The 26192-nt window shown below is 57.9% G+C and carries 32 protein-coding genes; 11 read left to right on the plus strand and 21 right to left on the minus strand.

All coding sequences use genetic code 11. The features are described from left to right. The first annotated feature begins 101 nt into the window (after window positions 1-101). A complete protein-coding gene (gene msrB, locus WCX18_RS08285; protein ID WP_345987142.1) occupies window positions 102-494 on the plus strand; it encodes a peptide-methionine (R)-S-oxide reductase MsrB in 393 nt (130 codons plus the stop codon). A 2-nt stretch (window positions 495-496) separates the two neighbouring features. On the opposite strand, the gene WCX18_RS08290 is transcribed toward msrB, so the two are convergent. After that, a complete protein-coding gene (locus tag WCX18_RS08290; RefSeq protein WP_345987143.1) occupies window positions 497-1003 on the minus strand; it encodes an outer membrane beta-barrel protein in 507 nt (168 codons plus the stop codon). Window positions 1004-1077: 74 nt separating this feature from the next. Between WCX18_RS08290 and WCX18_RS08295 the strand changes: the two genes are divergently transcribed. After that, window positions 1078-1617: a peptidylprolyl isomerase gene (locus WCX18_RS08295; RefSeq protein ID WP_345987144.1), complete on the plus strand. Its 540-nt coding sequence runs from the start codon at window positions 1078-1080 to the stop codon at window positions 1615-1617. Between the two features lie 6 nt (window positions 1618-1623). On the opposite strand, the gene WCX18_RS08300 is transcribed toward WCX18_RS08295, so the two are convergent. The 6 genes from WCX18_RS08300 to WCX18_RS08325 are packed head-to-tail and all read right to left on the minus strand — an operon-like array spanning window position 1624 to window position 7217. After that, a complete protein-coding gene (locus tag WCX18_RS08300) occupies window positions 1624-3210 on the minus strand; it encodes an inorganic phosphate transporter (protein WP_345987145.1) in 1587 nt (528 codons plus the stop codon). A gap of 20 nt (window positions 3211-3230) precedes the next feature. After that, a complete protein-coding gene (gene folP / locus WCX18_RS08305) occupies window positions 3231-4361 on the minus strand; it encodes a dihydropteroate synthase (protein ID WP_345987146.1) in 1131 nt (376 codons plus the stop codon). 1 nt (window position 4362) lies between these two features. Next, a complete protein-coding gene (locus WCX18_RS08310) occupies window positions 4363-4986 on the minus strand; it encodes a DNA polymerase III subunit delta' (RefSeq protein ID WP_345987147.1) in 624 nt (207 codons plus the stop codon). Further along, window positions 4979-5527 carry a HobA family DNA replication regulator gene (locus WCX18_RS08315; RefSeq protein ID WP_345987148.1) on the minus strand — a complete coding sequence of 183 codons (549 nt, stop codon included), beginning with the start codon at window positions 5525-5527 and terminating at the stop codon, window positions 4979-4981. The genes WCX18_RS08310 and WCX18_RS08315 overlap by 8 nt, the downstream gene beginning before the upstream one ends. A gap of 6 nt (window positions 5528-5533) precedes the next feature. Beyond that, window positions 5534-6745: an aspartate kinase gene (locus tag WCX18_RS08320; RefSeq protein ID WP_345987149.1), complete on the minus strand. Its 1212-nt coding sequence runs from the start codon at window positions 6743-6745 to the stop codon at window positions 5534-5536. Window position 6746: 1 nt separating this feature from the next. Beyond that, on the minus strand, window positions 6747-7217 hold the full coding sequence (locus WCX18_RS08325) for an RNA pyrophosphohydrolase (RefSeq protein WP_345987150.1): 471 nt from the start codon (window positions 7215-7217) through the stop codon (window positions 6747-6749). 172 nt (window positions 7218-7389) lie between these two features. Between WCX18_RS08325 and hemW the strand changes: the two genes are divergently transcribed. The 5 genes from hemW to WCX18_RS08350 all read left to right on the plus strand — a co-directional run bounded on the left by hemW (window position 7390) and on the right by WCX18_RS08350 (window position 11485). After that, complete coding sequence (gene hemW / locus WCX18_RS08330) at window positions 7390-8445, plus strand: radical SAM family heme chaperone HemW (protein ID WP_345987151.1); 1056 nt, start codon at window positions 7390-7392, stop codon at window positions 8443-8445. Window positions 8446-8555: 110 nt separating this feature from the next. Continuing rightward, the gene (gene tatB / locus WCX18_RS08335) at window positions 8556-8984 is read left to right on the plus strand and encodes a Sec-independent protein translocase protein TatB (protein WP_345987152.1); all 429 of its coding nucleotides are present in this window, start codon (window positions 8556-8558) and stop codon (window positions 8982-8984) included. A 3-nt stretch (window positions 8985-8987) separates the two neighbouring features. Then, window positions 8988-9791 (plus strand): twin-arginine translocase subunit TatC, encoded by an 804-nt coding sequence (gene tatC / locus WCX18_RS08340; protein ID WP_345987153.1) that lies wholly within the window; start codon window positions 8988-8990, stop codon window positions 9789-9791. Further along, window positions 9772-10788, plus strand: coding sequence for a tRNA preQ1(34) S-adenosylmethionine ribosyltransferase-isomerase QueA (gene queA / locus WCX18_RS08345; RefSeq protein ID WP_345987154.1), 1017 nt, complete (start codon window positions 9772-9774; stop codon window positions 10786-10788). The genes tatC and queA overlap by 20 nt, the downstream gene beginning before the upstream one ends. A gap of 157 nt (window positions 10789-10945) precedes the next feature. Then, window positions 10946-11485, plus strand: coding sequence for a lipocalin family protein (locus WCX18_RS08350; protein ID WP_345987155.1), 540 nt, complete (start codon window positions 10946-10948; stop codon window positions 11483-11485). A gap of 2 nt (window positions 11486-11487) precedes the next feature. Here WCX18_RS08350 and WCX18_RS08355 read toward each other — a convergent pair whose 3' ends face one another. The 4 genes from WCX18_RS08355 to WCX18_RS08370 all read right to left on the minus strand — a co-directional run bounded on the left by WCX18_RS08355 (window position 11488) and on the right by WCX18_RS08370 (window position 14089). After that, on the minus strand, window positions 11488-12030 hold the full coding sequence (locus WCX18_RS08355; RefSeq protein WP_345987156.1) for a nitroreductase family protein: 543 nt from the start codon (window positions 12028-12030) through the stop codon (window positions 11488-11490). Between the two features lie 79 nt (window positions 12031-12109). Then, complete coding sequence (locus tag WCX18_RS08360) at window positions 12110-12883, minus strand: DNA-processing protein DprA (RefSeq protein ID WP_345987157.1); 774 nt, start codon at window positions 12881-12883, stop codon at window positions 12110-12112. After that, a complete protein-coding gene (locus WCX18_RS08365) occupies window positions 12876-13865 on the minus strand; it encodes a divergent polysaccharide deacetylase family protein (RefSeq protein WP_345987158.1) in 990 nt (329 codons plus the stop codon). The genes WCX18_RS08360 and WCX18_RS08365 overlap by 8 nt, the downstream gene beginning before the upstream one ends. A 92-nt stretch (window positions 13866-13957) precedes the next feature. Further along, window positions 13958-14089 (minus strand): hypothetical protein, encoded by a 132-nt coding sequence (locus WCX18_RS08370; protein WP_345987159.1) that lies wholly within the window; start codon window positions 14087-14089, stop codon window positions 13958-13960. A gap of 296 nt (window positions 14090-14385) precedes the next feature. On the opposite strand from WCX18_RS08370, the gene WCX18_RS08375 reads away from it, so the two are divergent. The 3 genes from WCX18_RS08375 to WCX18_RS08385 all read left to right on the plus strand — a co-directional run bounded on the left by WCX18_RS08375 (window position 14386) and on the right by WCX18_RS08385 (window position 17478). Then, the gene (locus WCX18_RS08375) at window positions 14386-16005 is read left to right on the plus strand and encodes a cation:proton antiporter (RefSeq protein ID WP_345987160.1); all 1620 of its coding nucleotides are present in this window, start codon (window positions 14386-14388) and stop codon (window positions 16003-16005) included. A gap of 70 nt (window positions 16006-16075) precedes the next feature. After that, the gene (locus tag WCX18_RS08380; RefSeq protein ID WP_345987161.1) at window positions 16076-16855 is read left to right on the plus strand and encodes a PhzF family phenazine biosynthesis protein; all 780 of its coding nucleotides are present in this window, start codon (window positions 16076-16078) and stop codon (window positions 16853-16855) included. Beyond that, complete coding sequence (locus WCX18_RS08385) at window positions 16852-17478, plus strand: transglutaminase family protein (RefSeq protein ID WP_345987162.1); 627 nt, start codon at window positions 16852-16854, stop codon at window positions 17476-17478. Before WCX18_RS08380 ends, WCX18_RS08385 begins: the two co-directional genes overlap by 4 nt. A gap of 7 nt (window positions 17479-17485) precedes the next feature. Here the strand turns inward: WCX18_RS08385 and WCX18_RS08390 are convergent, their stop codons facing one another. Together WCX18_RS08390 and ilvC are read right to left on the minus strand one after the other, a co-directional pair. After that, on the minus strand, window positions 17486-18643 hold the full coding sequence (locus WCX18_RS08390; protein ID WP_345987163.1) for a polynucleotide adenylyltransferase: 1158 nt from the start codon (window positions 18641-18643) through the stop codon (window positions 17486-17488). Window positions 18644-18882: 239 nt separating this feature from the next. Continuing rightward, the gene (gene ilvC, locus WCX18_RS08395; RefSeq protein WP_345984691.1) at window positions 18883-19905 is read right to left on the minus strand and encodes a ketol-acid reductoisomerase; all 1023 of its coding nucleotides are present in this window, start codon (window positions 19903-19905) and stop codon (window positions 18883-18885) included. 195 nt (window positions 19906-20100) lie between these two features. Here ilvC and WCX18_RS08400 point away from each other — a divergent pair, with 195 nt between their 5' ends. Continuing rightward, window positions 20101-20775 (plus strand): hypothetical protein, encoded by a 675-nt coding sequence (locus tag WCX18_RS08400; RefSeq protein WP_345987164.1) that lies wholly within the window; start codon window positions 20101-20103, stop codon window positions 20773-20775. Here the strand turns inward: WCX18_RS08400 and ruvX are convergent. The 8 genes from ruvX to WCX18_RS08440 form a co-directional block, all read right to left on the minus strand. Next, entirely contained in the window at window positions 20747-21136 is a 390-nt protein-coding gene (gene ruvX, locus WCX18_RS08405) for a Holliday junction resolvase RuvX (RefSeq protein WP_345987165.1), read from the minus strand. The two genes, WCX18_RS08400 and ruvX, sit on opposite strands and share 29 nt — an antisense overlap. Window positions 21137-21166: 30 nt before the next feature. Then, entirely contained in the window at window positions 21167-22516 is a 1350-nt protein-coding gene (mnmE, locus tag WCX18_RS08410; RefSeq protein WP_345990788.1) for a tRNA uridine-5-carboxymethylaminomethyl(34) synthesis GTPase MnmE, read from the minus strand. Next, a complete protein-coding gene (locus WCX18_RS08415) occupies window positions 22513-23289 on the minus strand; it encodes a Jag N-terminal domain-containing protein (RefSeq protein ID WP_345987166.1) in 777 nt (258 codons plus the stop codon). Before WCX18_RS08415 ends, mnmE begins: the two co-directional genes overlap by 4 nt. Window positions 23290-23291: 2 nt before the next feature. Beyond that, the gene (yidC, locus tag WCX18_RS08420) at window positions 23292-24899 is read right to left on the minus strand and encodes a membrane protein insertase YidC (RefSeq protein ID WP_345987167.1); all 1608 of its coding nucleotides are present in this window, start codon (window positions 24897-24899) and stop codon (window positions 23292-23294) included. 3 nt (window positions 24900-24902) lie between these two features. After that, window positions 24903-25229 carry a membrane protein insertion efficiency factor YidD gene (yidD, locus tag WCX18_RS08425; RefSeq protein WP_345987168.1) on the minus strand — a complete coding sequence of 109 codons (327 nt, stop codon included), beginning with the start codon at window positions 25227-25229 and terminating at the stop codon, window positions 24903-24905. Beyond that, window positions 25226-25543 carry a ribonuclease P protein component gene (gene rnpA, locus WCX18_RS08430; RefSeq protein WP_345987169.1) on the minus strand — a complete coding sequence of 106 codons (318 nt, stop codon included), beginning with the start codon at window positions 25541-25543 and terminating at the stop codon, window positions 25226-25228. The genes yidD and rnpA overlap by 4 nt, the downstream gene beginning before the upstream one ends. Before the next feature lie 11 nt (window positions 25544-25554). Next, a complete protein-coding gene (rpmH, locus tag WCX18_RS08435) occupies window positions 25555-25689 on the minus strand; it encodes a 50S ribosomal protein L34 (protein WP_231018503.1) in 135 nt (44 codons plus the stop codon). A gap of 100 nt (window positions 25690-25789) precedes the next feature. Next, window positions 25790-26188 (minus strand): hypothetical protein, encoded by a 399-nt coding sequence (locus WCX18_RS08440; protein ID WP_345987170.1) that lies wholly within the window; start codon window positions 26186-26188, stop codon window positions 25790-25792. Window positions 26189-26192 lie beyond the last annotated feature (4 nt).

Raw genomic sequence — 26192 nt, forward strand, 5'->3', positions numbered from 1 at the left:
CACACCACCATTAACTTCTGCGTCTAATCCTTCCATGCCTGATTTCAGACAGGATTCTTCTGGCACACTCATGCCTATAAACATTTATGCAAAGGCATCTAATGGAAAAAGTGACCAAAACCGAACAGGAGTGGCGTGCGCAGCTCTCGCCCGAAGCCTACCACGTCTGCCGCGAGCACGGTACGGAAGCCCCCTTCAGCGGGAAGTTCTATCAGCACAAGGGCGACGGGGTCTACCGCTGCGTCTGCTGTGATGCGCCGCTGTTTACGTCGGACACGAAGTTCGATTCTGGGACAGGGTGGCCGAGCTACTTCGAGCCCTACAGTGATGAGGCGCTGGTGGAGATCAAAGATACGAGTTTCGGGATGGTGAGAATAGAAGTACGGTGTGCGCGCTGCGACGCCCACCTGGGGCATGTCTTTCCCGACGGTCCGGAACCGACGGGGCTGCGCTACTGCATCAACTCCGTCTGCCTGACCTTCGACGAAGCATAAATTTAGAAGTTGACCGCCAGGCCGATCATGTAGTTGTTCATGGCTTCGGACGTGTTGACGTATTCAACATAGAGGTCCAGCTGGTTGTTCAGCTCGTACATTCCGGCAATACCGCCCGAGATCGCCACATCACCGCGTGAATGGAGCTCGTCCGCCAGGTTCGGAAGGATGAGACCGAATTTCGGACGGACTTTGAACGCAGAGCCCGGGATATCGATCGTGTAGGTCGCGTAGACGCCGAAGGTCGTGATGTCGATCTTGTTGTTGCTGTTGCTGATCTCCGGTGAAATCAGAGACGTACTCAGTTCCGCCTCAACGCCGAGATTGTTCAGAACGCTGTCAAGCTCAAGCCCGCCTTTGATCGCCAGGCCGACGCCGTCGTCCACATGTTTCGGCATCGCTTCGAGGCCGATACCCGCACCTACATAAAAGCCGTTGCTTCCCTGCTGCTGGGCATATGCCGAAGATGTCAGCAGCACTGCCGCCGCAATCGATACAATTTTTTTCATCAATTTATCCTTTCCGGTGTGATGGGCGGCATTATAGCACCATGAGATATAATGGCGGAAAAAAAGGAGAGCCCATGCGTAAGTTTTTCGGCTTTTTCATCCTCTTTGTTGCGGCAGCCGCCCTCTTCGGTGCGGCGAACAAGCACCCCCACGTGCTGCTTAAAACCACCCAGGGGACGATCGAACTCGAGATCCGCGAAGACCTCGCCCCCCTGGCGGCGGAGAACTTCCTGACCCATGTCAAAGAAGGCTACTACGACGGGATCATCTTTCACCGTATCATCAAAGGCTTTATGATCCAGGGCGGCGATCCGACCGGTACCGGCCGCGGCGGCGAATCCATCTGGCACAGACCGTTCAAAAACGAGTACGCCCCCAATGTCGTCTTCGACAAACCGGGGATCCTCGCCATGGCCAATGCCGGGCGCAATACCAACGGCAGCCAGTTCTTCATCACAACAGCGGCGGCCCCCTGGCTCAACGGCGGCTATACAATCTTCGGCTATGTTGTCAAAGGGATGGATGTCGTTTATAAACTGGAAGGGGTTCGGACAGGCAGACAGGACCGTCCGCTGGAGTCGCAGACGATCCTTAAGGCAAGTGTCGCCGAGTAGCGGCGCTTAGAGCATCATGCCGCGGATCGTATAGAAGATTGCGGCGGACAGAACGGCGGCAGCGGGAACCGTGATCACCCACGCCGCGATAATCTTCTTGATCGCATCGCGTTTGACATACTTGATCTTCTGGGCACGCTTAAGCTGTTTTTTGTCGAGACGGATCTTCTCCTCTTCATCCTCAATCATCCGGTACAGTTGAACGATACGTTCATAATCCTCCTGGCTTTTGCCCTGTCTTGCTTCCAGGGTCTCTTTTTCGGCATTGAGCGCATGCAGCAGCTTCTCGTCCTCGATGAGCTGGCGGCGCTCGACGCGGATCAGTTCCTCCTCCTTCGTATGGTAGAGGAACTCGCGCAGGAAGCCGACGCCAAAGACACCGCCGATGGCGATATGCGTGGAGCTGACCGGAAGACCGAGCTGTGAGGCGACGATGACGGTAATGGCCGCCGCCATCGCAATACTGTAGGCACGGACCTGGTCAAGCTCGGTGATCTCGCTGCCGACGGTGCGGATCAGTTTCGGGCCGTACAGGGCCAGCCCCAGTGCGATCCCGATGGCACCGACGAGCATGACCCACATCGGGATGCTCGCCTTGGTACTGATGACGCTGTGCTGCACGGCATCAGCGATCCCAGCGAGCGGACCGACGGCGTTGGCAACGTCGTTGGCCCCGTGGGCAAAACTGAGCAGCGCCGCGGCGAAGATCAGGGGGATCGTAAAGAGTTTGTTGACGTCATCACGGTGGTTGCGCAGGGAAACGGCCGCCTTGGCGACCATCGGCTTGACCACGAGGTAGATGACAACGGCGGCAATAAAACCGATCCCGAGTGCCGTCGGGAAGTCGACTTTGACGATGTGCTTGACCCCTTTGAGCATCAGGTAGGTGACAAAGGCCCACCCCATCACGGAGACATAGAGCGGGACCATCTTTTTCATCGCACTCAGTTTATCCTCTTTGTAGATCATCGTCTTTTTGATCGTAAAGAGAAAGAGTGCGGCGATCACCCCGCCGAGCAGCGGAGAGATGACCCAGCTGGCGGCGATGGTTCCCATTGTCCCCCACGCCACCGCACCGAAACCGGACGCGGCGATCCCCGCACCCATAACGCCCCCGACAATGGAGTGCGTCGTTGAGACCGGTGCGCCCATCGACGTCGCCAGGTTCAGCCAGAGCCCGCCCGCCAGCAGTGCCGCGGTCATCGCCCAGATGAACTGGGAAGCATCCACGAAGGCCGAAGGGTCGATAATCCCCTTCTTGATCGTGCCCACGACATCGCCGCCGGCAATAAGGGCCCCGCTCGCTTCAAAGATGGCCGCGATAATGATCGCACCGCCCATCGTCAGTGCCCGCGAGCCTACCGCGGGACCGACATTGTTCGCAACGTCGTTCGCACCGATGTTGAGTGCCATATAGGCCCCGAACAGTGCGGCGATCGCCAGGAAAAGGCTGTTGGTAACGCCCGAATGCGTTACGGAACTGTAAAAGAGAACGCCGACCATGAAAAAGAGGGCAAGCCCCAATTTCGTGAAATCGTTTTTCGAGCTTTTGACAGCCTTCTTCTCCATTTTTTTGACGGTTCTAATATCCATCGTTTCTCCCCAATTGATATTTATGCGTGATAAAGTGCCTCGTAAACCTTCAGCGCCTGTGTATGCGCCTTGACGTCGTGCGCCCGGATGATCTCGGCACCGTTGCGCACGGCTTCGAGATGCAGGGCCAGCGTTCCCGGTAACCGTTCAGACGGTTCGGAGGGAACAATTTTAGCAATCATCGACTTACGGCTGGCCCCGACGAGCAGCGGGTACCCGAAGCGTCTGAAATGCGCCAGGTCGCGGATGAGTTTGAGGTTGTGTTCAAGGCTCTTTCCAAAGCCGATGCCGACGTCGAGGACGATCTGCTCAACCCCGAACGCTTTCGCCTTGGCGATCCGTGCTTCGAAAAAGTCGGTCAGCTCCCCGAAAAGATCACTGTACTCCGGCTGCGCCTGCATGGTCTGCGGGGTCCCCTGCATGTGCATGATGACGGCCGTGGCCCCGTATTCACCGCAGAGCTTTGCCACAGCGTCGTCGGCCAGTCCCGTGATGTCGTTGACAATGCTGAAACCGCGTTCGAGCGCATAGGAGATGACCCTCGGGGCATAGCTGTCGAGGCTGAACGCCGCGCGCTCGTAGAGGCGGTGGGCATAGGCCGCATCGATGACGGGCTTCACCCGCTCGAGCTCTTCGTGCTCGGACACCGCCGCCGAGCCCGGCCGGGAGGAGACTCCGCCGAGATCGATGATCTCCGCCCCCTCCTCTATCATCGTTTCGATGTGCGCCACCGCGGCGCTGTCTTTAAAACGGCTCCCCGCGAAAAAGCTGTCCTCGTTGGTATTGACGACCCCCATGACCTTTGCCGGTCCGGGCTTTTGCATGCCGGCGAAACGCTTGAGCTCCGCGGCCAGCTCTTTGAGGCCGAAGGGCTGTGCCAGCTCCTTGCGGGAGAGCTCCTGCAGCTGCCGTGTCGTAGCCAGCAGCAGGGCGTCGACCCGCGGGGTCTTTGCGACGATGGTGCCTTTGGGCACGGCCAGGTCCGCGCCGACGGAGAGGGCATCCTGCTTGAGGATATTCGCCGCACCGACGTGAAGGTCACGGATATAGAGGAAGTGCAGAGCCGCCTTGGCGGCAAGGATCTTCCGCCCGCCGGCATCGACGTCGAGGTTTTCCAGAAGCGCCGCGATATCGCTCCGGGGTGAAAGCATCTCAACCCGCACGCCGCTGCTCCGGTAAAAAGGACATCAATACGCTCAAAAGGACGTTCTGCAGCCGTGCGTTCACTTCAAGCAGCCGGAATGCCCGGTCAAAGGCATCGAGCTGCTCTTCGCTCAGCGGCAGCTTCTCGACGACGCTCGCCTGGTAGAAGAGCCGCTCGATCAGCGCCTTGGACTCGTGACGGTCCATCCGTCCCACCGAGGTGACAAAACCGTACAGCGCCCCCAGGTCAAGCGCTCCGAGGGTCAGTTCGACCCCCTGCGGCGCTTCACCGGAGAGCTCATTGAGGATCGGCAGGCGCGAACGGACCGTCGGCAGCAGAACCGACTTGCTCGACGCGATGATGACGAGGGCGATGTTGGCGGGGGGTTCTTCGAGCAGTTTGAGCAGGGCGTTCTGTGAGTAGATATTGAACTGTTTCGCCGCCAGTACGACGTACTTCAGCGACGCCTCGCTGATGTAGGCTTCGGCGATGACCGCCTTGGCGTCTTCGATGAGAAAGTCGTCGCGGACGAACCCGACGACGCGGCTTGGATGGACCGCCTGCCTGAAAGCCTCGAAACGCTCCTCGATCTCTTCGGCGAGAATGATGTGGCTGCGTTCGAAACTACTCATCCGTGTCGATTTCCCCGAAGAGCACGGCATTGAGCGAAAGATCGAAAAGCCGGTAGAGCTGGATCAGTTTGATATCCAGGTAGGGGTCGAAGGAGCGCAGTTTCATCGCATGCCCGAACTCTTCGTCAAGAAGCCAGAGGCAGCTGTTGTCCGCCCGCTTGGCGATCTCGGAGCGCGGGTCGCTCCCCTTGCCGACGTACCAGAAGAAGTAGTTGCTGTCGAAGGAGAGGTCGAGCATATCGGCCAGCATGTCCATCGCGTCCCCGCTCGTCATCTCGTCGAACTCCGGGTAGATCCGGTCCAGGCTGATCAGCGGGACCATCGGCCGGTCGTTGGAGAGCTGGTTGATCGTCGTCGAGATGTAGTGCTGGAACCATTTGCGTTTGCGGTCGGTCACCAGGACGATCGTCTTGCCCGAGACGATCTGCGACACGGCCAGCATCGTGGAAGCCGTCCACTCGAAACGGTTCTCTTCGACCCAGTTGAACGACGCCCCTTCGGCGCGTATGGTCTCGAGCATCCATTTCATGAACGACTGCATGGGGGGTTACTTCTCCAGTTCGTAAACGCTGTGAAGCGCGCGTACCGCCAGTTCGGCGTATTTTTCGTCGATGACCATCGAGACTTTGATCTCGGAGGTGGAGATCATCATGATGTTGATGTTCTCCTGCGCCATCGACTTGAACGCCTTCGCCGCAACGCCCGTGTGCGATTTCATGCCGACGCCGACGATGGAAACCTTGCAGATCTTCTCGTCGTAGCTTGCCTCTTTGATCTCGCCCTTTTCAATGAAGGTCTCGACGACCTTTTTCGCGTCGCCCAGTTCGTTCATCGGGACGGTGAAGTCCATGTTGGTCGAATCGTCATGCCCCAGGGTCTGGATGATCATGTCGATGTTGACGTTGCTGGCTGCCAGCTTGCCGAAAATATCGGAAGCGATGCCCGGACGGTCGACAACGCCTCCCAGTGAGATACGCGCCTGATTACGGTCGAGCGCCACACCGCTAACCAATGGTTTTTCCATAATGTTCTCTTCCTTTGTGATCAATGTCCCTTCGGCATCCGAAAAGCTCGAACGGGTCACGAGATTGACGTTAAGTTTTTTGGCCAGTTCGACCGAACGGTTCTGCAGGACTTTCGCCCCGAGCGAGGCCAGTTCGAGCATCTCGTCGTAGGAGATCCGCTCCAGTTTCTTCGCTTTGGGTTCGATGCGGGGGTCCGTCGTGTAGATCCCGTCGACGTCGGTGTAGATCTCGCAGAGATCCGCTTCAAGCGCCCCGGCGATCGCCACGGCGGAGAGGTCGCTGCCCCCGCGCCCGAGGGTCGTGACACGCCCCTCTTCGTTGACGCCCTGGAATCCGGCGACGACCACGACTTTGCCCTCGCCGAGTGCACGGCGCATCGGTGCCGGGTCGATATGCTCGATCCGCGCTTTCGTATGGACCGTATCGGTCACGATTCCCGCGCGGCGGCCGCTCATGGACTCTGCCGGGAGGCCCATTTCATTGAGCGCGATGGAGAGCAGCGCCGCCGTCACCCGTTCGCCGGAGCTCAGCAGCATATCCACCTCTTCGCGCTTGGGGTTGTCGCTGTAGTGTTCGGCGTAGGCGACCAGTTTGTTGGTCTCGCCGCTCATCGCCGAAACGACGACCACGACGTCATTCCCCTCTTTGACCGTTTTGGCAACGCGGTCGGCAACGTTCTGGATACGCTCCAGGTCGCCGACGCTCGTACCACCGTATTTTTGAACAATCAGCATCTTACAGATACCCCTTTGCTTGAAAATAGCCGATCACCTTCTCATAGATCGGTTTTTTGAAGTGTGCAACGTAGTCGTACAGTGCATCGATCTCGATGAACTTGTAATCGATAAACTCCGGATGTTTCGTCTCCAGGTTGATCTTCGCCTTGTGTTTGAGACGGACCAGGAAATAGCGCTGCGTCTGCCCGCAGTAGGGGCGCATGCGCTCCGCAACGTGCGCCGGAAAATCGTAGGCCAGCCACTCGGGGTATTCGGCAACGACTTCCACCTTTTTCGTTCCGATCTCCTCTTCGATCTCGCGCAGAAGCGCCTCTTCGGGAGACTCCCCCCTGTCGATCCCTCCCTGCGGGAACTGCCAGATGCCGCTGATATCACTGCGCTCGGCAATGAAGATCTGTTTGACATCGGGGTATTCCGGCGGCACGATGATGGCCGCGACGTTCGGACGATAGGGTTTGACGGATTCCATGGGCCTCTTTACTCGTTTTGGAGCACCTCTAATAACCCCAGCACAATCCGGGTAGGGTTATGAGAAGTGCCCGCTGTTTTCAATGCGCGTATTATAGGGCAAGCGCGGTTAAATCGTGCTTGTTTTTCGCACATCTCAACGACGCCTAACGTCCGAACGATTACAATGCCGTATGCTTTTATACGTCCATATCCCGTTTTGCGACAGCAAGTGCCACTACTGCAGCTTCAACTCCTACGTCGACAAGTTCGGACTGCGCCGCGATTACATGGCTGCGCTCGTCCGGCAGCTGGAGGGCGAGCTTGCACGCCTGGACCCGGCGCCGCAGAGCATCGAGACCCTTTTTTTCGGCGGCGGCACCCCTTCGACGGTCGCGCCGGAACTGTACGCCCCGCTTTTTGAACGCCTGCGCCCCTATCTCAAACCCGGTGCCGAGATCACCAGCGAAGCCAACCCCAACAGCGCTACTCCCGAGTGGCTCACGGGTATGAAAGCGCTGGGGGTGAACCGTATCAGTTTCGGCGTACAGAGTTTCGATCCCGATAAGCTGAGGCGCCTGGGGCGCGCCCACACACCCCAGCAGGCGCTGGATGCCGTTACCGCGGCGCACAGCGCCGGGTACGAGCACCTCTCCATCGACCTCATTTACGGCGTCGCCGGAGACACGAAAGCACTGCTGGAGCACGACCTGGAACAGGCGTTCACCCTCCCCATCGACCACCTCAGCGCCTACGCCCTCACCATCGAAGAGGGGACCCCCTTTTCCGCCACACCGGAGGTCGCCGAGGAAAAACTGCCGCTGACTTCATGGCTCTTCGAGCGTATCAGGGCCCACGGCTTCACCCAATACGAGATCTCCAATTTCGGCCGCTACCGTTCCCGCCATAATCTCGGCTACTGGGAGTACAAGCCCTACATCGGGCTGGGTGCCGGCGCCGTGGGCTGCATCGGAAATGTCCGCTACTACCCCCACCGCGACGTTGAAGCCTACATTGCCGATCCCCTCTTCCGCACGACGGAACCCCTCGATGCGGACGCGGTCAAAACCGAACGCCTCTTTCTCGGCCTGCGCTCCGTCGTGGGCGTCCCCGAAACGCTGCTCGACCCGGAGGAGCTGCAGCGCGCCCGATGGCTTGAAGAGGAGGGGAAACTTCGCTGTGAAGAGGGCCGCTTTTACAATACGGACTACCTGCTCAGCGACGAGATCGTTCTCTATCTTCAGGGCTGAGTAGGCCCGTTCGCCTCCCCTTAAACCTCCTATGCTATAATCCCGGATCATAAATTTAACTAAGGGGAGAACCGCCGCGTAACCGCGGCGGCGCCCTGACGGGAAACGCCATGTTCGGAATGGGATTTTCGGAGATCCTTATCATCGCTATTATCGCCATCTTGTTCCTGGGACCGGACAAACTGCCCCAGACCATGGTCGATATCGCCCGTTTCTTCCGCAGTGCCAAGCGGACACTGGCTTCGGCCAAAGCTTCCATCGAGGAGGAGCTGCACGTTGATGACATCAAACGCGAAGTCAACAGCTACAAGGACAACCTGCTCGAAGAGAAAGAGAAGCTGAGCAAGGCCAGCGCCTTCACCGAACTCACCGACGAATTCGACGCCGTCATCGATATGGCGGACACGACGACCGTGCAGACCTCCGCTCCGCAAAAGCCGAAAGCCGAAGCCGCCCCGGATGCCAAGAAGCCGGAAGTCGTCACCTTCAGCAAAAAGAAAAAAAGTGCCGATAACGGCAACGATACCGAGGAAGCCTAACCTATGTTCGACGAACTGCGTCCCCACCTTGTAGAACTGCGTAAACGCCTGGGCATCTCCGTCCTGACACTGATCGGCATGTTCTTCGTCATGTTCTATTTCCACGAGCCGATCCTCGAATGGATGATCCAGCCGCTTAACGATGCCCTGATCGAAGTCGGCAAAAAGTCCGTCAACGCCGCCAACGGGATGGTGACGACCAACCAGGTCGGCGGGGCCTTCTTCGTTGCCCTGAAAGTCGCCTTCTTCGCGGCACTCCTCGGCGCGCTGCCGGTTATCCTGTGGCAAATCTGGCTCTTCATCGCGCCGGGACTCTACGAGAACGAAAAGAAGATGATCCTCCCCTTCGTTTTCGGGGGAACGACGATGTTCGTCGTCGGCGTCGCCTTCGCCTACTATATCGTCACCCCCTTCGGATTCGACTTCCTCATCACCTTCGGCAGCTTCAAGTTCACCCCGCTGATCAACATCGAGGATTACGTCGGCTTCTTTACGAAGATCATGTTCGGATTCGGCCTGGCGTTCGAACTCCCCGTCTTTGCCTACTTCCTCGCCCTGCTCGGCCTCGTCGACGACCGGCAGATGACGGCGTTCTTCAAGTACGCCATCGTTCTGATCTTTATCGTCGCGGCCCTGCTGACCCCGCCGGACGTCCTGACACAGCTGCTGATGGCCGGTCCGCTCATCGTGCTCTACGGCTTCTCCATCCTCATCGTCAAAATGGTCAACCCGGCGCCGAAAGAGGAAGAAGATGAGGAGGAGGATGACGAAGACGAGGACGAGGCCGTTGCCCCTCAGAACGTCTAGTTACGACTTCACCCTCCCCGAAGCGCTGATCGCCGTCCACCCGGCCCAGCCCCGTGATCACGCCCGCCTGCTCGTCTATGACCGCGCAACCGATACCGTCACCCACACGCGCTTCGACAAGATCGAGACCTTCCTTCCCGAAGGGTGCGGGATCATCTTCAACGACACCAAGGTCATCAAAGCCCGCCTTTTCGGCAAAAAAGAGAGCGGCGGCAAGGTCGAACTCCTTATCAACCGCCCCCTCGACGCCTACCGGGTCAGCGTCTATATCCGCGGTAAAATGAAAGCGGGCTCCCGTCTGCACTTCGGACAGGAGCTCCAAGCCGTCGTCGAGACGCTCCATGACGACGGCAGCCGCACGGTCACCTTCGAACGCGGCGGTGAAAAACTGCGTTTCGAAGCCCTGCTGCCGATCATCGATATCATCGGGCATATGCCGCTTCCCCCCTACATCCAGCGTGAGGACAACGAAGAGGACGCCGTGGAGTACCAGACGGTCTTTGCGAAACATGAAGGTGCCGTCGCCGCCCCGACGGCCTCCCTGCACTTTACCGACGCCCTCTTCGCCTCGGTCTGCGCACACCACCCCCACGCCTACGTCACCCTGCACGTCGGTGCCGGTACCTTCAAACCCGTCGAGGCGGAGATCATCACCGACCACCCGATGCACTCCGAGTACTACGAGATCCCGGACGACGCCAAGGCCCTCATCGACGGCGACCTTCCCCTGCTCTGCGTCGGTACGACCTCGACCCGGACCGTCGAGTACTATGTCCGTACCCGTGAGACCGGGGGCGAAGCGAACCTCTTCCTGCACCCCGGCAACCCGCCGCAGCGCGTCAACCACCTACTGACCAATTTCCACCTGCCCAAATCGACCCTGCTGATGCTCGTCGCCTCCTTCGTCGGACTGGAAAAGACCCATGAACTCTACGCCGAGGCGATCCGGGAGCAGTACCGTTTCTACAGCTACGGCGACGCGATGCTGATCCTCTAAGCCCCGTCCTACTCCTCGTCGTCCTCCATCAGGGCGATGGCCAGCCGCTCTTTGAGCGATGCGAGCGCCTTCGCCGCGTATCCAGTTTGCCCCGGGGTCACGGCGGGAAAGCGAAAATGGTACAATGGCGCAGACTCCACTATCAAACGGCGCGACTATGACGAAACTTCCGACACTTTTCACCCTTATACTGCTCATCATCCTTCTGGACGGCTGCCAGCAAAAAGCCCAGGTGCCCCTCCCCACCGTTAAGTATGTCGACCTGGAACGTTACGGGGGGCTTTGGCATGAGATCGCCCGCTATGAAAACCGTTTTGAGGAGGGGTGCGTGGGGGCGACGGCACGCTATCGCCTTCAAGACGGCGACGTCCGTGTCGTCAACAGCTGTTATGACGATGCCGGAAGGCTCAAAGATCAGGCAGAGGGGACAGCCCATGTCGTCGCAGGCAGCGGCAATGCAAAGCTCCGGGTCACTTTCTTCTGGCCCTTCTACGGGGATTACTGGATTATCATGCTTGCCGACGACTACCGCTACGCCGTCATCGGCGATCCGGATAGGAAGTACCTCTGGATCCTGGCGCGCAGCACGGTGCTCAGTGACGAAGACCGCGGCTTCATCCTCTCAAAACTGCCCGCGTTGGGATATGACCCCTTCAAGCTCTACTGGACGGGGTTCAAGGCGATGTGCAACCACTAAGCTCAGGTATCCCGCCGGTCAATAACGATCTCGTCAAGTCCCAGACGCGACGTCATTGTGTGGCCTTCTTCCGTATAGCCCAGGGCGAGGACGGCATGAGGTTCAAGCCCCATGAGCCCGAAATGTTCTTTGGCCCGCTCCGTACTGAACCCACCCATCGGGTGCACCGCGATACCGCGTTTGAACGCTTCAAAGATCAGAAATGCCATGGCCGTACCGCTGTCGAAAGCATGCCAGCGGTTCGGTTTCCGGTTGTACGCAAAGGTCTGGGTCGAACAGAGCAGCATCAGCATCGAGGCGGATTTGGCCCACTCCGCGTTCTTTGTCGAAAGGATCTCCAGGAAATCATCTTTTTCCCCCAGCACGAAACGCCACGGCTGCTCGTTAAAACAGGAAGGCGCCGTCATCGCAGCTTCCAGTACGGCGCAGAGGTCCTTCTCTCCCAGAGGTTTTTTTACAAACTGTTTGGGGGAGAACCGTTTCAAAAAGAGGTCGTCGATACCGTATTCCGTGCTGCGCATCTGCCATCCTTTGGAGAGAAACATCTACACATCATACGCTTATCGCGGTTAAATTTTTCCTTAATACATCAAAAAAATGAGATCCGGTTCACCGGTCGGAGGCTTAGACGAGGACGCTGATTTTTCCCGCGACCACCGCGATCTTCCCTTCGAGTTCGTAACGGAATACCTCCTGCGGATAATCCCGGACGGCATCTTCGTAGCTCGGGGCGGTACGGCAGTAGTCCAGGAAAGCATCGCCGACGCAGCGGGCGGCTTCGCCGTAGCGGCTGACAAAGGCGTCGATATCGTAAATCGCTTCGGCTTTCCCCTCTTTGAGGAGCCGGTTCGTTCCTTCGCTTTCACCGATGCGGTGCGGCAATACGTAAATCTTCTTTCCCATACGCAAGGCATGTTCCACGCTGCGCATACTGCCGCTGTTTTCATCGGCCTGGGTCACGATCAGCGCGTCGCCGAGCGCCACGACGATCTCGTTGCGGACGACAAAACTCCACGGTGTCGCCTGGAAACCGTCTGCAAAGGGGCTCAACAGCAGACCGTCATGGCCAATCGCATCGAGCAGCGCCCGGTTGGTCGCCGGGTAGCGGATGTCGATTCCGCTTCCGAGCACGGCGATCGTATTGGAGGCACCGGCGGCCGCATGGGCAGTCGCATCGATGCCCATGGCACCACCGCTGACGATACAGACGCCCGCTCTGGAGAGTTTGGCCGACAGTTCCGAGGTCATAAAGCGGGAGTAGCCGTCGGCGCGGCGGGAACCGACAATGGAGAGCTTGACGCGCGACAGCAGTGCCGTGTTGCCGCAATAATGGAGCTCGTCGGGATACTTGCGCATTGCCTCGAGGGCGGGGACTTTCTCTAGAAGGAGCTCACTCATGGTTTTCATACGCTGCGAGCGTGTCGATACGCACCAGTTTGACCGACTCCAGCACATCCTTCGATTCGGCAAGGCCCTGGAGCGTCTGCTTGTGCGGGTGGCCGATGACCACGACCGATCCGTACTTCTTGGCGATCTTCACCGCACGGCGCACCTGTTTTTTCACCGACTCGACATCCGGATCGTGATCCAGAAAAACATCGCGGCTTATGTAGGGACGGTGCAGTGTTTTCATCAGGGCCGGTACCGCCGTCTTGCCGGTGGTACGGCTGTCGACAAAAGTGATCCCCTCCCGGTCGAGGGCATAAAGCAACTTCTCCATCGCATCACGGTCCGCGGTGAATTTGCTGCCCGTATGGTTGTTGACAAAAGCGACTTTCGGGAAAAGGTTCTTGATCTGGCGGATACGCTCCTCGATCACCGCCTCGTCATCCCCGACATGCAGTGTCAAAGGCTCTTCGGCCGAAAAAGAGACCGCCTCCATGGGGAGGTGGACCATGTAGTAGGATTGCTTGGCCGCCAGCGCAGCCGAATCGGGGTGGCGTTTTGACGGGGGAAGGAAAGACATCGTCACCGGCAGCTTGAGCGCTTTGATGTTGCGGACATCATGGGCAAAAGAGACATCATCGAAAATGATGGCCATCATCGGTTTCGCCCCCGCGTCCGGCTCGACTTTTTCGGCCCGTACCACCGGTTTCGGCGGTGCTTTTTCATACTCATGGCTGGCCGTTCTCGCTTTCGCCTTTTTAAGCGCCTTTTGCAGTTCGGCAGTGTGTTGGCGCTCTGTCAACAGCGCACCGCGATGCTCCTGCTTCCCTTTCTGGTAACCGAAAAAATAGCCCCCTGCCGCCAGAATAAATGCAATAAGCAGGAAAATGAGCCCCTTGAGCACCGCATTGAGAAAAGCGCTTTTCTTCCGCCTCGTCTTTGCCCTGCCCGTTGTGCCTTTCCTGGGTGCACTTTTTTTCCGCTGCTGCGCCATTCCGATCCCTCATGATTCTAATCGGCACATTGTAATAAGAATCGGATAACAGGGCGGTTAACAGGGCATCATGCCATCTGTCCGGGCTTCGTTCACTCCTCTTTGCGGCCGATCTGGATATCCTGACCGTCCCACTTCGTGTGCAGCCGGTATTCGTCAGCCAACTCCCTGATGCGCATCACCTCCAGTACCCCCTGGGGGTCCATGGAAATCGCTTTGAGCACTATCGTTCCTTCGCTTGGTTCTTGAAGCGCATGATAATGCCAGTTTATCGCCGACAGTTTTGTATACAGTTCCTGTATCATCAGCACCCCTTTCTCATTTCATATCTATAGTGCATTATAGTTTGATTTGATTAATACATCAAATTATTTTGCAACTAATACTAACCAATCACATCCCTCTCTTCAGGAAGTGTTCCTTTTTTTTACATCTCATTACGCTCCATCATACATATTAGTGCTCCATTTTTATGCATCAGCACCGGAGATTTAAAACAAATCCGGCCTATACTTTCAGCATGGATCAATTACTTTTAGCTATTTTTCTGACCCTCGCCATCGCCGCGGTGCTGAGTATTCTGCTCAAACGTCTGGGGATCTCGCACCTCATCGGCTATATCCTAACCGGGACGATTATCAGCTATCTGTTCGGTTTCAACGGCCTGAGTATTCTCACCCTCGACGTCATCGGCGAATTCGGGATCGTCTTTTTGATGTTCACCATCGGTCTGGAGCTGAGCCTGGGGCGAATCAGGAGTATGAAAGAGATTCTGCTGACCAACGGACTGCTGCAGGTGGGCCTCAGCGTCATCGTCATATTTGCCCTCGCCTACTTTATCTTTGCCCTTGACTTTAATACGGCGCTCATCGTCGCTCTGGCCTTTTCGCTCTCGTCGACGGCCATCGTACTCACCTACCTGAAACAGTCCAAGGACATCCTGACCCCTTACGGGCAGATCTCGATGGGAATCCTCGTCTTCCAGGATCTCGCCGTGATCCCGATCCTGCTGCTGATCAGTTTTCTCTCCAACCATGACCTCTCCATCGGTGAAGTGCTTCTCAAAACTGCCTTTTCGGCGGCCATCGTCATCGCCGTTATGTTCACGGTCGGCGCGAAGAGCGTCAACGCCCTCCTGAAGTTTTCGGCGCGGACGGAACTGGACGAACTGTTTCTCGGCGCTGTCTTCGCCATCGTCATCGGGACCTCCCTGCTCGCCCACGGCATGGGCTTTACCTACTCGCTGGGGGCCTTCATCGCCGGGATGATCATCGCCGACACCGACTACAGCGTCAAAGTCGAATCGGACATCGCCAGTTACCGTGACCTGCTGCTGGGGATCTTTTTTTTCGGGGTCGGGACGAAAATAGACCTGCTCTATTTCCTGCAGCATATCCATCTCATCCTTTTCGTCTTTGTCCTGGCGATGCTTTTCAAAGCCGTTGTCATCTATGCCATCATCCGACGCAACAACGACAAGAACACCTCCGCCAAGAGTGCCCTGGCCCTGGCCCAGATCGGCGAATTCTCCTTCGCCGTCTTCGCCCTGGCCGGCAGCGAAGGGCTGATCAGCAGCGAAGCCGCCAGCTTTCTCATCCTCGTGAGCGTCATCTCCATGATCCTCACCCCCCTCGTCGTCAACAACATCTACAAACTCTCCTCCTACTTTGAAAAAGAGTTTTACGAATCCGACGTCATCACCCCTATCGGGCGCAGCGGTCACATCGTCGTCGCCGGGTTTTCGACCCTGGGCAAGATCGTCTGCGCGGACCTCCAGGCCAGAGAGGTCTCTTTCATCGTGATCACCGACAACCTCAAACAGGTCCTGCATGCACGCAAACTCGGTTACATGGCCTACTTCGGCCACCTCAACAAACGCCCCGTACTTGAATCGCTGAATGTGGACAGCGCCAAAGCCGTCATCCTGACGGTCAACAGCGAACACAACAAACGCCTGATCGGCGAAGCCGTCCGCGCCTTCACCAAGCACCCTGACATCATTATGAAGATCGACACCCCGCTCGAACGGCGCCAACTCCGCAGCATCGACGGTGCCCGTTTCATCGATGCCAGTTTTGAGGTCTCCAGCCTCCTCGTCGAAGAGGCGACCGCTTTGCCGTCATCCGGCACGACAAAGTAGCGGGCCGGTTTTGACAAGCGCGTCCGTTCGTTTTATAATCTTGGATCAATGAAATCCGAAGGCCAGCCCCGTGACACTCCCCCTCTACCAGATCGATGCATTTGCCGCACACATCTTCGAAGGCAACCCCGCCGCCGTCTGTCCGCTGGACGCTTGGCTCGATGACGAAACGATGCAGCATATCGCGGCGGAGAACAACCTCGCCGAAACGGCTTTTTTCGTCCGGGAGACCCAGGGGTACCGTATCCGATGGTTTACGCCGACGACGGAAGTGGATCTCTGCGGACACGCGACGCTCGCCAGCGCACACGTACTTTTTGAACACCTCGGCTACAAAGGGGAGAAGCTCACTTTCGATTCGCGCAGCGGCCCGCTGCATGTCACCCGGACCGATTCGATGCTCTCCCTTGATTTCCCTGCCGAACCGCCCCTCGCCGTTCCCGTACCGCCGGAGATCGTCAAGGCGTTCGGTAAACCGCCGGTCGAAGTCCTCAAAGCCAGCGACTATATCGTCGTCTTTCCCGACGGGGAGGAGCTGAGCGCACTCTCCCCCGATCTCGATGCGCTCCGCGCCCTGGACCTGCGCGGGGTCTGCATTACGGCGCGCCATGACCGCTATGACTTTGTCAGCCGCTTCTTCGCACCCAACTTCGGCATCGACGAGGATCCCGTCACGGGTTCCGCCCATACCCAGCTGACCCCCTACTGGGCCAAACGGCTCGGTAAAAAAAGGCTCTTCGCCAAACAGGTCTCGCCCCGCGGCGGCGAGCTGCGGTGCGAACTGGCCGGTCCCCGGGTTATCATCTCTGGAGAGGCCGTCACCTACCTTCAGGGAAAGATCTCACTATGAACAGAACACTGACAGTGCACAGCGCTGTAAGCCTTGCACCGTTTTTACGCGCGTCGGAGTATATTGATTTCAGCCACCCGGCAGTCGTTTCCCTCGCCGCCGACCTTGCCGCAGGAGAGGAGACAAAAGAGGCGATCGTGAAAAGCTGCTTTGAATACGTCCGCGATGCGATCGCCCACACGGGCGACGCGGGCTGCGGGGTCTCGACTATCAAAGCCAGCGAGGTGCTGGAGCAGAAAACCGGCTGGTGCTATGCCAAGAGCCACCTCCTTGCCGCCCTGCTTCGCGCCAACGGTATCCCGGCGGCGCTCTGCTACCAGCGGCTCAGCTGCTCGGAGTACACGCCCGGGATCTACTGCCTCCACGGCCTGAACGCCGTCTGGCTCGAAGCGTATGGCTGGTACCGTATCGATGCGCGGGGAAACAGAGAGGGGATCGACGCGCAGTTCACACCGCCCGTCGAACGTCTGGCCTTTGCACTCGGTGAAAACGACTATGACATTGAGGGACGTTTCGCCGAACCGCTGCCAGAGGTCATCGACGCGCTGCAGACCTACAAGCGCTACGAAGAAATGATCGGCCATTTCCCGGATATACGGCAGAGAGACGGTTCAGGGGACTGAACGGCGCCTAGGCGAAGAAGGTCCGCTTGACGATCTCAATGTTGTGCAGGTGCACATGCAGGGCAATGGCATTGGCGTCAGGCGTTTGCGGCTGGGCTTCGATCCACGCGTCGGGGCGGTAGGCACTGATCGCGTCGAACGTCTTGAGCAGCGCCCTTTCCCAGATCTCGGGCCGGGGGGCATCCGTAAAACGCCCATGGTCATCGGCCCTTTTGAAACGTATGAGCGCTTCGAGCAGTGCGTCATCCTTGTTGAAACTCTCGAAGAAATCCGCGATCTGGTAGACGCTCATCTGGGGAAGCCGGGGAAGCTTGACATGGTTTTCACTCAGGAAAAGAACCCGTTCTTTTATCGGTGCAGGCATCTGAAGATCGATCCGCGGTTCGATCTTGTCGGGATCCCCGTGGCGCGTACCGTTGCCGTAGGTGCGGAAACAGAAGGGCTTGGCGACGTCATGATACAGCGCAGTGAGCTTCAGCAGCGGCGCTTCGTTTTTCAGCTCACGGAGCACCATCATCACGTGGGCGAACAGCGAAGCTTCGCGGTGGTACTTCGTTCCCTCTTTAAAGGCCGTCATCGCGAAGATCGAGGGGAAAACAGCGTCCAGCACGCCCAGTTCGAAAAGGGTTTCGAAGAAGAGATGGGTCTCCGGAAGGGCAAGCACCTTTTCCACCTCTTCCCAGACCCGGTCGGGCTGCAGGGTTTCCAGCTCGTCCCGCATCCCGTAAACAAGGACCCGCGTCGAAGCATGAATATTCCAGCCGGTCCCGTAGGTCGCACGCAGCCGCGCCAGCCGCAGGACCCGCATGGGCTCCTCCGCGAACGCTTCTGTCGTATGGCGAAATATCCGCTTCTCGATATCTTCTCTGCCGTTAAAGGGGTCGATATAGAGACCTTCCTCTTCATCGTAGGCGACGGCATCAATGGTCAGATCCTGCCGCTTCAAAACCGCTTCGATGCCTGTCTCCAATCCTGAGACCTCCGCCAGCGTCAGTCTGCTGCCGTCGTCTCTTATAAAAAATGGATGGGCATCTTCCACCTGCTCCAGATCTGCAAAATCTTCCGGCGCGTACCCTACGGCGACATACTCTTTCTGCGAGACCGCCCTGCCCATGAGCGCATCTCTGACCGCAGTGCCGACGAGGTAGATTTTCTTTTCGTGCACCTATCTCTCCTTCTTTGACGGATCATCACCCGATGCAAAATGCCTGTATCCGTCAACGACTTCGCATCGTTCGAACAGACAGTCACTGTAACCCGGTACCCGGCAGTGAACAATGGATGCCATTATATAAGAAAGAGAGGATCAAAATTGAAAGCGATGGTGTAATTTAGAGGCAGTCGCCCTGAATGCGTACTAGCGTACGCGTAGGGGTGCGCGGCGCAGGGGATGCGCTGCTGTTCTTAGTTTTTGTCCTGGTCGACGATTTTGTTCGCTTTGATCCAAGGCATCATTTCGCGAAGGCGTGCACCGGTCTGCTCGAGCGGGTGCGCTTTGAGGTTGTTGCGCTCTGCGTTCATGCGCGGGTAGCCTGCCTGGCCTTCAAGGACGAAGTCTTTGGCGAACTGGCCGTTCTGGATCTCTTTGAGCACCTGTTTCATCGCCGCTTTGGACTCGGCGTTGATGACGCGCGGACCGGAGACCATGTCACCGTACTCCGCCGTGTTGGAGATGGAGTAACGCATATCGGCGATACCGCCTTCGAAGATCAGGTCGACGATCAGTTTCATCTCGTGCAGACACTCGAAGTACGCCATCTCTTCCGGGTAACCCGCTTCTGTCAGGGTTTCGAAACCGGCCTGGATCAGAGCGGAAACACCGCCGCAGAGAACCGCCTGCTCACCGAAGAGGTCCGTTTCCGTCTCGTCTTTGAACGTCGTTTCGATAATACCCGTACGGCCGCCGCCGATCGCGGAAGCGTAAGAGAGTGCAAGTTCCTTTGTCATGTTGGACGGGTTCTGGCCGATCGCGATCAGGTCTGGGATACCGCCGCCTTTGACGAACTCGCTGCGGACCGTATGGCCCGGTGCTTTCGGTGCGACCATCATGACGTTGATGTCGGCTGCCGGCTTGATGCGTCCGTAGTGGATGGAGAAACCGTGACCGAATGCGATCGTCGCGCCCGGCTTGAGGTTCGGTGCGATCTCGTTGGCGTAGATTTCCGCCTGGTTTTCGTCCGGCAGAAGGATCATGATGACATCAGCCGCTGCGGATGCATCGGCAACCGTCATGACTTCGAAACCTTTCGCTTCCGCTTTCGCCCAGCTGGAGCCGCCTTTGCGAAGACCGACAATTACTTCTACACCGCTGTCGCGGAGGTTTTCCGCGTGTGCATGGCCCTGGGAGCCGAAACCGATCATCGCGACTTTTTTGCCCTTGATGATGCTGATATCGCAGTCTTTGTCATAGTACACATTCAATGCCATCAGTTAATCCCTTGAATTGTGGACGATCATGCCGTCTATCAGACGGTCCCCGCACCACAAAAAATTTTGCGCATTGTACCAAAAAGTCATGAAAGAGTAGTTTAGGCTCCGCTTAGGCCTTTGAAAACGGTGATTTCTTAATGGCCCCTCGCCCGCGGCATGCTAAAATTTCCGAAAAATTGCGGAAGAGAACGTATGAAAAAATTCAACCTTGTCAAAGAGATCATCTCCATCGACAAACCGGCCATGATGGCCGCGGTCAACGGCGGGAAGCCCTTCGGCATCACGATCAGGGGGGAGATTCACTATCCCCCTTACGACACACGCAGCTGCTATATTTTCCAGGGCAGCGTCGAACGACCGGCACCCTCTGCCCTGATGCCGACCAAACCGAAAAGCCTTGCCGAACTGCTCGGCGGCAACATGCAGGTCGTCGAGGTCGAAGACCGCATCCTCATCAAAGCCGCGCGCAACTGGCAGGAGATCATCGGCTATAACGTCCGCCATGCGGACTATGACGATACGACCGGTGACGGCGTCGCCGAATTCACCGACAGCGAACTCGAGGAGATCGGGTGGCAGGCCACCGAGTTCGGTATCAACTACCGTGAGCTCGTCGAATGCATCGAGGCGCAGTGTGACGGCACGCTGCTTTGTATCGAAAACGAGGGAGAAAACTACCACTTCAGCGGCATGGGCTTCATCGACGATCTGCCCTGTGCACGAAAGCAGTGTTTCGATCTCAGCGTCAAACGGATTACGCAAGTGCTCAATGAGGATGAAAGTTACCGCGGCGCCACGCTCACGGACGACGAAGAGGAGGCACTGGCGTTCTTCGGGGTCACTGTCCCAGATAGCGTTGTAGAATAACCATCGCCGAGAGCGAATCGACGCGGCCGTCGCGCTTGTAGCGGATCTCGCCCTTCATCAGCGCTTCGGCTTCGAGGGAGCTGTCGCTCTCGTCCTGATAGGCGACGGGGCCGTCGAAATCGACGAGGTTCATGAAATGCGCGACGCGGCGGCGCATCTCCTCCTCGCTCGAACCGCCCATCGGAATCCCGACGACGACCTGTTTTATCCCCCACTCCGCGATGACATCTTTGACCGCCTGCGACGCCTGGTTTCGGTTTTTACGCTCGACGGCCGGCAGAGGGGTGACAATGGTGCCGTCCGCGCTGTAGGCCAGCCCGATCCGTTTGAGGCCGAGGTCGATCGCCAGTATCGGAAACATACTTCCCACTGCTTACTGCGTACCGTACGCTTATTTGCCGAGGCAGAAGCTGCCGAACATCTTGTCGAGCATCTCTTCGTTGTCAAAGGGGCGGGTAATGGAGGCCAGTGCCTGGATCGCCTCGCCGACATGGAAAGAGAAGAGTTCCAGCTCCTGCTCCTCCAGCGGCATGAAGGCGTTGTCGATCGCACTCAGCGCCCCCCTCACGGCATCGGTCTGGCGCTGGGAGATGAGCATCGTCTCTTCGGAAACGTTCTGGTGGTCCATCCGGGACTGCAGCGCAGTAATCAGCGCCGACGTATCCTGCTTGCAGCTCATGTGGATCGGGGCGTAGCTGCGCAGCGGCGTCTCGTCGAAACGCTGCGGCAGGTCCGTTTTATTGAGGACGGCGATGAACTCCCGTTCCTCTTTATGGCTGTCCATCAGGGAGAGGATCGCTTTGTCCTCCCCATCAAGCGGACGGCTGCCGTCAAAGAGCGTGATGACGATATCGCTTTCGCTGACCGCTTCGATGGAGCGTTCGATCCCGATCCGTTCGATCTCGTCCCCGGCTTCGCGGATCCCCGCCGTGTCGACCATCCGGATGAGATGCGTGCCGATACGCACCTGCTCCTCGATCGTGTCGCGGGTCGTGCCCGCGATATCGCTGACGATGGCGCGGTTGTAGTCGAGCAGGCTGTTGAGCAGCGAGCTCTTGCCGACATTGGGTTTGCCGATGATGGCGACCTTGAAGCCCTGCATCAGTCCCCGCCGCCGTTCGCTGGACGCCAGGGTGCGGCGCAGTGCCACGGCGATCGCTTCGAGCTTTTTAATGATCTGGTCGACGAGGTCCTGCGGCAGGTCCTCCTCGGCGTAGTCGATGGAGACCTCCGAGTAGGCCAGGATTTCCAGCAGGGCATCGCGGTTGCCTTCGACGAAGGTCCGCAGCGACCCCTTCATCTGCTTGGCCAGGATCTTCGCGGCGTCTTCGCTCCGGGCTTCGATGAGCCGGGCGATCGCCTCCGCTTCGGTGAGGTCGATGCGGCCGTTCATGAAGGCGCGTTTGCTGAACTCGCCCGGCGTCGCCAGGCGCGCACCGCAGGCCAAAACGGCCTTCAGCACCTCTTCCGCGACGATCTGTCCGCCGTGACACTGGAGTTCGACGACGTCTTCGCCGGTGAAACTGCGGGGACCGCGGAAAAAGAGGACGATCGCTTCGTCGATGAGCTCGTTTCGGGGGTTATAGAGGGGGTAGAGATGGGCACGGCGGTCTTCGAGCGGGCGCTGTCCCGTCAGTTTCGATGCGACCGCCGTCGCCTGTTCGCCGCTGATGCGGATGATGGCGATGGAGCCGATGCCGTGGGCGGTCGCAATGGCGGCAATCGTATCGTTCATGATCAGTAGTTGTGGTAATCGTTGATGATGATGTATTTGCCGCCGTCCCGGGTGGTGCGGATGGCAACGTACTTGTCATGGTAACGGTCGCGCAGCTGCTTCAGCGCGATCTGCACGAGGACCCCGTCAAGGACGCGTGTCTGGGCATGGCCGTCACGGTCGATACTATCGAAGACCCCTGTCAGGTAGCGGGCGACGGACTCCTCCTGGTTCTGGAGGAACTCGGCGATTTCGAGGCGCAGCTGCAGCTGGTACTCGGCATTGATCCAGTTGAAGAGCATATAGGAGAGCGCTTTGTAGCGGTACCCCTCCTTGCCGATCAGCAGCGCCGCGTCTTCACCGTTGAACTCGACCAGGAGCGTATTGTCGTCGTAGACGGAAACGCGGATCGGTTCGAGCTTGAAGCAGATCGTCTCGAAGAGGGTGTTGAGCTTCATCTCCACCTCTTCGGCGATCGCTTCGAGATCGTCGTTATCCTCGATGTAGTGCTCCTCGTCCGCGTAGACCTCGGCGTATTCGCTGTCGTCGTCTTCGGGGTATACGATCGGTTCCGGTACCTCCGGTGCCGCTTCAGACGCGGTGAGCGCTGCTGCTTCCTCCGTCTGCTCTGCCGCCGCTTTCGGGCGGGCGACAATGACGGCCTGCTTGCGCAACAGGCCGAGGAAGCCTTTGCTCGGGTGCTGGACGACGACGATGTCGAGCTCCGTCACCGAACAGCTGAAGTGCCTGGAAGCCTCGCTGTACGCCGCTTCAAGCGACGGCGCTTCGATCTTCTTCATGTTCAGGCCTCATCCCCGCTATGCTCTTTTTGCGCCTGGTGTGCCGCTTTGATCTGCGCATACTTCTTGTTCACCATATACTGCTGCGCAATGGAGAGCAGGTTGTTCGTCAGCCAGTAAAGCACCAGGCCCGACGGGAAGGTGACGAAGAAGAAGGTAAAGACGACCGGCAGGTATTTGAAGATCTTCTCCTGCATCGGGTCGGTAAAGTTGTTCGGCGTCATCTTCTGCTGGAAGTACATGGATGCCCCCATCAGGATCGGCAGGATATAGGTCGGGTCCATGCGGGAGAGGTCGCCGATCCAGAACATCCACGGCGCCCCCTGCAGTTCGACGGCGTTGAGCAGGACACGGTAGATCGCGAAGAATACCGGGATCTGCAGCAGCAGCGGCAGACAGCCGCCCATCGGGTTGGCGCCGTTTTTCTTGTAGAGCTCCATCACCGCCGCGTTCATGCGCTGCGGGTCGCCCTTGTACTTCTCGCGCAGCTCTTTCATCTTCGGGGCAAGGTCCTTCATCTTCTGCATGGAGACCATCCCCTTGTAGGTCAGCGGGTAGAGTACGAGACGGATCGCGATCACCAGGACGACGATCGCCCAGCCCCAGTTGCCGAAGATGCCGTGCAGGAACAGCAGGAAGCCGAACAGCGGTTTCGCCGCCCAGGTGAACCAGCCGTACTCGATCGCGTTGACAAGGACCGGGTTGACCGATTCAAGCAGGCGGTAATCCTTCGGTCCGATAAAGCCGTTGAAGCTCAGGGAGTCGGAGGCTTCGAGATAGGCGATCGGGTTGTCGCTGCGGTCGCGGTCGACGTTGACGAGCAGCTCCGGATCGAAGCCGTAGAAGATGGACGCGAAATACTGGTCGAACGCCGACAGCAGTTTCACGTCGCGCAGGGAAGTGCGCCCTTCGACATCGCCGTCTTCAAAGATATTGGAGACGCCGTCCGCGGTGTAGGCCATGACGCCGTGTACGGCCATCATCATCTGCCCTTTGTGCTCCGCATGCTGTCCGACGTAGAGGAAGTAGCGCATCGGTTTGGAGAGGGAAACCTCGATGTCATAGTGACCGTCCGGGTAGAAGGTCAGCGTTTTCGTCACCGTGACCTGCGGCAGGGTCTGTGTCAGTACAACACGTTTCGCATCCGCACCATCCAGTGAGATCGTATTCGCATCGGCACGGTACGGGACCTTGAGCGCCTCGGCATTGACCGCTTCGTCCGCAAAACGGATAAAGAGCGGCTGTGCCCCCTCCTGTGCAACCAGTTCGGTCGGTTTGTCATCAACATAATATTTTTTATCTTTGAGCACTTTGGAAGCGATACGGCCGAGGGTATCGATCTTGAGCGTGAACGCGGAGGACTCAACCGTCACCAGCTTCGTGGCATCAGGGTTGGCCACTTTTTCGCTGGCCGCCACCGCATGACCGACACCGCCGTCAGCGACTGCCGGGGTCGCCGCCTCGGCACCTACCCGCTCGGTGAGCGTGACGTTCTGCTCTGCGCTCTCCTGCATCTCCGGCGGGAAGATCGCTGTATAGACAATAAAGAAGACAAATGAAAGGACCACGGCCAGGATCAGCCGCTGGTTGGGACTCATTTTTTCAAACACACGTTAGCCTTTAAACGAAAAATTTTTGATGAGATAAAAGCGGTTCCCCGCTTTCGGAACGAGCCAGTACTTTATCCTATTAATGGTTAAATCTTGCGGATTCGGCCGCAATTTTGCCACCTCGACATAGTCGATGCCCCCCGGGAACAACTGGTTGCAGGAGAGGATCCGTTTCGTCGAATAATAGAAGGCGTGCAGGAGGGGATTCTGTTCGAACTGCTGGCGCGTATACTCCGAACAGGTGGGGTAGTAGCGGCAGCTTCCACGGCCGATCAGCGTAAAGCTGCGCTGATAGATCCAGATGAGCCCGAGTACAAGACGGCGGATCATGCCTGCAGCGCCCCGACCCGCTCCACCATTTTGCGGAGGGCTTTTTCCATAACGGCGTAGGGGGTGTCCACCGTCGTTGCCTTGGCGACAAGAATATAACTGCCGGCGGCGAGCTGCGGTTCGAGGCCGTAAAAGAGCGCACGCATACGGCGTTTTGCACGGTTGCGTTTGACGGCATTTCCGACTTTTTTACTGGCTGTGAAACCGACGGTTACAAAAGGGGTGTTTGGGAGGTAGAAGAGGACAAGCGCAGGCGAATGCGCGCTTTTTCCCTTGCGGTAGACCAGCTGAAACTCGCGGTTGTGTTTCAGCACTGCGGACGAACTCAGGCAGCCAGTTTCTTACGGCCCTTGGCACGACGTGCGTTGATGATCTTGCGGCCGTTTTTTGTCGCCATACGTGCACGGAAACCGTGGGTACGTTTACGAGGCGTGTTATGCGGTTGGTATGTTCTTTTCATGACCATTCCTCTCAGAAAATTTAGTGCGCAATTATGCCCTATACATACTTAATGCTTATTTAAGGATAAGGAAAACTCTCCCTTTTTCCCGCATCGGGGCTCAAAAACCGCTGTTGTCATCCATGGGCGGTACCAGCAGATCTTTCAACGGCGGCATGACCGACTGATCCCGCGGCGTCGCGAGATCGCTGAGTGCCTCCTTCATCTGCACATGGCAGTCGCGGCAACCGCGGATCACCTCGTGCTCTTTTACCCCGATATTCTCGACCTTTTCAACAGGATGGCAGGTGAAGCACTCGCTGCCGCATTCGGCCATGGCATTGGGGTCCGCGCCGTGGCACTCGATGCAGCCGAGCATCGGCTTGTGGCGCGGGTCTTTCTGGATCGTCGGCAGCAGCTTCGGATGGCAGGTGAGGCAATCCCCCGTACAGGCGTAGAGCGTCGCAAAAAGCCCCGGTAGGAGGGCCGGGATAAGCAGAAGACGTTTAAGCATATTCATACCG

Origin of the sequence: Sulfurimonas sp. HSL1-2, assembly GCF_039645565.1 — a bacterium.
GTDB classification, from domain to species: Bacteria; Campylobacterota; Campylobacteria; order Campylobacterales; family Sulfurimonadaceae; genus Thiomicrolovo; species Thiomicrolovo zhangzhouensis.